We start from the raw sequence: 6,340 nt of genomic DNA on the forward strand, positions 1-6,340 counted from the left end.
TCTTTTGGGCCAGCAAAAGAAAGTAACCCGGCCGCGTCAGCGGACGGAAGCTTTGCAGTTGCTCTTGCAGTTGTTTCATCGTCTTACAGCCACAGACGCCGCAATAGGACACAACACGGTCGCGGCTTGCGCCGCTCCTACCCTTGGGCGCACCGCTTTTGTAGGAGCGACGTGAGTCGCGACTGCGAACCGACAGTTGCGCCGTAGGTGCGAGGCCTCGGTCGCGGCTTACGCCGCTCCTACAGGAGGGACGGTAACAGCGCGAGACCGAAGCAGCGCGGTCGCGGCTTGCGACCGAAGGAAATACCCGTGGGACGCCGCTCCTACCCCGGAAGCACGACGGCACAACCGAACCCCGAATCACCCCGTATTCTGCACACCCGCCGCAATGCCATTGACCGTCGCCACCAGCGCCTGCTGCAAGGCATCGTCGGGACGGCCGGCGGCGCGCCAGCGCGCCAGCAGGTCGACCTGCAGCAGGCTGATCGGGTCGACATAGGGATTGCGCAGCCGGATAGACTGGCGCAGGCGGTGGTCGCCGGTCAGCAATTCGTCGCTGCCCTTGATCGCCAACACCGCGCGCCGGGTGCGCTCGAATTCTTCGGCGATACCGGGATGGAAGCGCGCATGCAGGTCGCCTTCCGGCAGGTCCTGGGCGAGCATCGAATAACGCTCGAAGATCGCCGGGTCGGATTTGGCCAGTACCATTTCGAGGTCGTCGATCAGGGTGCCGAAGAACATCCAGTCGCGCGACATCTCGTTCAAGGCATCGCGGCCGTGGCGCGCCAGGGCGTGTTCGAGCGCGGTGCCGACGCCGTACCAGGCGGTCAGCCCGGCGCGGTTCTGCGACCAGGCGAACACCCACGGGATCGCGCGCAGCGAACCGATGTCGCCGATGCCGGCGCGCTTGGCCGGACGCGAACCGATGCGCAGCCGCTCGATCACATCGATCGGCGTGGCGGCGCGGAAGTAGGCCGGGAACAACTCGTCCTCGTGGACCAGGGCGCGGTAGTGGGCGCGTGCGTCGGCGGCCAGTTCGGCGGCCATCGCGCGCCAACCGTCGCCGCGCGGTTCCGGCGGACGCGGGCGCAGGGTCGCGCGCAGCACCGCGCCGGTGGTCTGTTCGAGGTTGCGCAAGGCCAGCGCGCGGATGCCGTACTTGCGGTGAATCACCTCGCCCTGTTCGGTCAGGCGCAGATAACCGTCGACCGAACCGCGCGGCGCGGCGATCACCGCGCGCTCGGTCTTGCCGCCGCCGCGGCTGATCGAACCGCCGCGGCCGTGGAAGAAGGCGATGCGCACGCCGCTGTCGGCGGCCAAGGTGGTCAGGGCGCTTTGGGTGCGGTGCAGGGCCCAGCGCGAGGCGACCATGCCGCCGTCCTTGGCGCTGTCGGAATAACCGAGCATCACCACCTGGCGGCTGCCGCGCGCGCGCAAATGCGAGCGGTACATCGGATCGGCGAACAAGGCACGCAAGGTGTCGGCGGCGGCGTCGAGGTCGTCGACGGTTTCGAACAGGGGCGCGACGTCGAGCGGCACGCGGCCGTCGCGATCGACGCAGCCGGCTGTCTTGGCCAGGGCCAGCACCGCCAGGGCGTCTGCGGCGCTGCGGCTCATGCTGACGATGTAGGGGCCGAAGGCGCGCTCGCCGTAGCGCGGGCGCAGGCGGGCGACAGCGCGGAACACGTCGAGGGTGGGTTGGGCCGGGCCGGCCGCGGCCCGTGCCGGCGGCGCATCGCCGTCGAGCAAGGTGTGCAGACGCGCGGCGCGCGTGGCGACATCCAGCGACGCCCACTCGGGCAGGTCGAGCAGCGCCGCCAGCGCGGCATCGTGGGTGCCCGAATCCTGGCGCAGGTCGAGGCTGGCGAGATGGAAGCCGAAGCATTCGGCGCGGCGGCGCAGGCGGCGCACGGCGAAACTACCGGCGTGCGCGCCCTGGTTATTCGCCAGGCTGCGTTCGATCAGGGCGATGTCGGCCAGGAAGGTCGCCGCATCCGGATAGCCGTGCACGCTCTCGTCGACCGTGGCCTGCAGGCGCGCGGCCATCAGGCTGAGCAGGTTGCGGTAGGGCATGTCGGCGTGACGCGGCTTGAGCAGCAGGGCCGCCTTCGGCAGTTGGTAACGATAGTCCTCGACGCGGGCCAGCACGGCATCGTCGATGCGCACGCGCGTGACCGATTGGCTCAGCAGTTCGGCCAGGGTGCCGAGTTCGCGGCGATAAGCATTGAGCACCAGCGCGCGCTGGCCGGAGAGCGTCGCGGCGATGGTGTCGGCGCCGACGTTCGGGTTGCCGTCCATGTCGCCGCCGACCCAGGTGCCGAAACCGAGCACATCGGGCAGCGGCGCGAACGGGCCATAGGTTTCGCGCAGCGCCTCCTCGAACATTTCGTAGTAGACCGGCAGCACGCGATACAGCACGTCGGACAGATAAAAACCGACGTGCTCGAACTCATCGGCGACGCTCGGCTTGGCCGCGGGCGCCTCTGCGGTCTGCCAACTCGCGGTGAGGGCGACGCGGATGCGCTCGCGGTCGGCGCGGCGTTCGGCCGGGGTGCGGCCGCGGTCGATATCGTCGACCAGACAACCGACGATCTGGCGCTCTTTCTCGAGCAAGGCGCGCCGCACCGCTTCGGTGGGGTGCGCGGTGAACACCGGTTCGATGCGCAAACGCGGCAACAGCGCGGCGACTTCTTCGGCGCTGACGCCCTGGCGCGACAGCACGCCGAGCGCGTCGCGCAAACCGCCCGGCTGCGCGCCGGCGCCGCTGCGTTCGTAGTCGCGGCGGCGACGAATGCGGTGCACGCGTTCGGCCAGGTTCACCGCCTGGAAATAGGTCGCGAAGGCGCGCACCAGGTCGCTGGCCTGCTCGATATCGGTATCGGCGAGCGCGTCGGCGAGCGCGCCGATCGGCGCCTGCGCTTCACGCCGGCGGATGGCGGCGCGGCGCAGGCGTTCGACCTCGTCGAGGAAGCCCGGCCCACGTTGCTCGGCGAGGATTTCGCCGACCAGGGCGCCCAACATTTTGACGTCGTCGCGCAGCAGCGCGTCGGTGGAAGCGAAGTCTACGGCGCGCAACGGTTCGTCGCTGGTATCGAGGAGGACATTCATCCGACAAGGCTACAACACCGGCGCGGCGACTGCGTTGCCGCTCGCTGGGGCGTATCGCGCTGGCCAGCGTCCGCGGCGAGGTACGCACGAGCACGCCGGGCGTCGCGGCGGACGCCGATTTAGCTGCTGCGGGCAGGGAATTCCGGCCGAACGCAGCATTTATCCGCGGCCGCCACCGAGACCGTCGTCGAGACTTCGCAGCGCGCCGGTTCTACCGATATGCGTATCGGTTCTAGCGCCGCCATCGATTACAAACGAAACGATTTCACAAGAAACGATTAGCGGGCGCCGCGCCCATCACGGCGCCGACGCCTGCTTCTCCAGCGCCTTGAGACGGTCCAACGCCGGCTTGTTCATGCGCCGCGCATAGGCCGGCAAGCGCTTCGCCCGCGTCTGCGCCTGCACGCACAGCTCGCGCACGCGTCCGAGTTCGCCCCAAGCGACCAGTGTTTCGGCATAGCGCACGTGCGGCTCGAAACCGCTGCTGTAACCGAGCAGGGTCTCGAACTCGTCCTTGGCCTTGGCGCGGTCGCCCTGCGCGGCGATGGCGCGTGCATAGATCAAATGCCCGTCGGGCGATCGGAAATCGGGACGGCGCGCGATCAGTTCGTCGAGCACGGCCTGCGCTTGCGCGGCCTCGCCGTTTTCGAGCAAGGCCTGCGCCAGCCTGACCTGGATGTCGGGATCGTCGCGATGGATGCCGCTGAGCGAGGCGCGGTACAGCGGCAACGCATCGGCCGGGCGCTGCTTGCTCAGCAAGGCATCGGCCAGACGCAGGCGGTTGTCGGTGGTGGCCGCGGTCTCGAAGGCGTCCTGCGCTTCGCGCAACTCGCGGTCCGGATCGAGCAGGCGCCGCACGTTGCCGACCAGGGCGCGGCCGTGCTGGCTGTGGCGCTGCTCCGGCAGCCAGATCGCCAAGCCGTAGACCACGCTGCCGAGCAGCGGAAACATGAAGAGGATCATCAACCAGTAACGGTCCTGCCCGCTGCGCACCACGTGCACGGCGAAACACAACGCGACGATGACGTGCAACCCCAGCCCCAGATACGGCATGACGCGATCCTTGCGAGATATTCGGGCGCTAGTGTGGTGATTCGGCGGCCGCCGCGCCAGAGGGTCGCCGCCCCGTCAGTGTGCTTCGGCCGCTGGCGCTCGCCGCGGCTTCGATGCGCTAGGCCGTCGTGTCTTTGCCGTCGTCATCGGCGCGCAACAAACCGGCCAGCCAATCGCGCAGATGCCCCAGGCGCGCGCTGCCCTGCGCTTCCGGCAACCAGGCCAGATAGACGCGCTTGACCGGCGCGGGCTGCGGCAGCGGCAAAGGCAGCAGCTCGCCGCTGGCCAGGCGCTCGGCGATCAAACGCGGATACATCAGGGCGATGCCCTGCCCGGCCAGCACCGCGCTCAGCGCCGGCATCGGCGAAGACAGGCGCAGATGCGGCAGCGGCCAGGTCGCGGGATCCTCGCCGAACCAACTCGGCCAATCCTGCCGCCAACCGTCGCTGACGACATGCAACAGGCGCACGCCGGGCAACGGGTCCTGCCACCAGCGCTCGGGATCGAGCCGCGCGTGCAGTTCGGGCGCCGCGACCGGCAGCATCGCCTGCTCGAACAACAGCTCGCCGTGCAGACCGTCGGCCTGCGGTTCGCGATGCAACAAGGCGGCGTGGATGCGCCCCTGCGCGAGATCCTGCGCCGTCGCCGGACAGAACAATTGCAGGTCCAGCCCGGCGTAGGCGGGAAATTCTTCGATGCGTGGCAACAGCAGGCTTACCCCAAGACTGGTCGGCGCACCGAGGATCAACCGCCGCCCCTCGTCGCCGCGCATGCGCAGGCGCGCGGTCGCCGCTTCGATCTGCTCGAAGCCGGCGATCAGGGCCTCGCCGTACTCGCGCCCCAGCGGCGTCGGCCGGGCCCGCCCGCCGCTGCGGTCGAGCAGACGCAGGCCGAAGGCTTCCTCCAGATGCTGCACGTGCTGGCTCAGGGCGGCATGGCTCAGGTGCATGCGCTCGGCGGCGCGGCGCATGCCGTCGTAACGGACCACGGCGGCGAAGGCCTGCAGGGCGCGCAGGGGCGGGAGGCGCCGCGACGGCGGATCGGAAGTGGTCATATTTACTTACCGCTGCTCTTGGATTTCTCGATTTATGCGAACCGAGTGACTGTCTAGATTTACCACATGACTGCAGCCCCCTTACCGCTCGCCGCCGCGCCGGCACCGTCCCGTCCCTTGGCAATGCGCGCCGGCCTCATGGCCAGCGCCTCGATCTGCCTGGCCCTGCTCGCCCTGCTTAGCCGCTACACCCGCGCCCTGCCACCGGAGCTGGTGACCTGGCTGCGCTTCATGATCCCGGGCCTGTGTCTGGTCGCGTTGGCGCGCCGGGACGACTGGCGCGCGGCCTGGTCCGGCGCCGACCGGCCGGGCTGGGTGCGGGCGGTGTGCGTGGTGATCTCGCAAGGCTGCTTCGTGCTCGCGGCGATGCGCGGCGACCTGCTGCACGCGGTGCTGCTGTACAACACCGGGCCCTTGTTCATCCCGCTGATCGCGCGCGTCTGGCTGGGCGAACGCCTGCACCCGGCGGCGCTGTGCGGCCTGGCGATCGGTTTCGCCGGCGTGCTGGTGGTCCTGCAGCCTGCGTTGCGCGGTTTGGAGAGCACCGCCTTGATCTCGCTGTTCGGCGGCTTCGCCATGGCCGCCTCGCAGGTGCTCTTCTACCGCAGCGCCCAGCACCAGCCGCCATTCCGCAACCAGTTCAAGCTGTATATGCAGGCCTCGCTGGTCGGCCTGCCCCTGGCCGCCCTCGGCCTGGGCCGCCTGCCCTCGCAACCGTTCACGACCGAATCGACGACGGTGCTGGTACTGGCCTTACTCGGCATGTCGCTGTGCAGCCTGGGCAGCCAGTCCCTGCGCGACCTCGCCTACCGCGGCATGGACAACGCCTCCACCCTCGCCCCGCTGATGTACGTAGCCGTGCCGGTCAGCGCCGCCCTGGATTGGCTGTTGTTCGCCCACCCCGCACGGCCCTCTACGCTGGCGGGCGCGGCGTTGATCGTGATCGGAGCGGTCGCGGCATTGCGCAGCGGAGCGCGTGCGAGGCGTGGGTGAGGGGTGACGCGAGATTGAAGCGACGCGGTCGCGGCGGGCGCCGCTCCTACCCAAGAACAGGCGCGAACCACCAAGCGTTGCGGTTGCGGTTGCGGTTGCGGTTGCGGTTGCGGTTGCGGTTGCGGTTGCGGT

4 protein-coding genes are annotated in these 6,340 nt (G+C 69.4%); 1 reads left to right on the forward strand and 3 read right to left on the reverse strand.

Features of this window, described 5'->3' with window-relative positions; translation table 11 throughout:
• Positions 1-360: 360 nt before the first annotated feature.
• The 3 genes from ppc to EX88_RS0122230 all read right to left on the reverse strand — a co-directional run bounded on the left by ppc (position 361) and on the right by EX88_RS0122230 (position 5,215).
• The gene (ppc, locus tag EX88_RS0122220) at positions 361-3,108 is read right to left on the reverse strand and encodes a phosphoenolpyruvate carboxylase (RefSeq protein ID WP_031374174.1); all 2,748 of its coding nucleotides are present in this window, start codon (positions 3,106-3,108) and stop codon (positions 361-363) included.
• Positions 3,109-3,405: 297 nt separating this feature from the next.
• Positions 3,406-4,161 (reverse strand): tetratricopeptide repeat protein, encoded by a 756-nt coding sequence (locus EX88_RS0122225; RefSeq protein WP_031374175.1) that lies wholly within the window; start codon positions 4,159-4,161, stop codon positions 3,406-3,408.
• Positions 4,162-4,279: 118 nt separating this feature from the next.
• Positions 4,280-5,215 (reverse strand): LysR family transcriptional regulator, encoded by a 936-nt coding sequence (locus tag EX88_RS0122230; RefSeq protein WP_031374176.1) that lies wholly within the window; start codon positions 5,213-5,215, stop codon positions 4,280-4,282.
• 66 nt (positions 5,216-5,281) lie between these two features.
• On the opposite strand from EX88_RS0122230, the gene EX88_RS0122235 reads away from it, so the two are divergent.
• Positions 5,282-6,208, forward strand: a complete 927-nt coding sequence (locus EX88_RS0122235) for a DMT family transporter (protein WP_081931380.1) — start codon at positions 5,282-5,284, stop codon at positions 6,206-6,208.
• Positions 6,209-6,340 lie beyond the last annotated feature (132 nt).

The sequence above is a fragment of the Lysobacter antibioticus genome (assembly GCF_000731095.1).
Taxonomy (GTDB): Bacteria; Pseudomonadota; Gammaproteobacteria; order Xanthomonadales; family Xanthomonadaceae; genus Lysobacter; species Lysobacter antibioticus_B.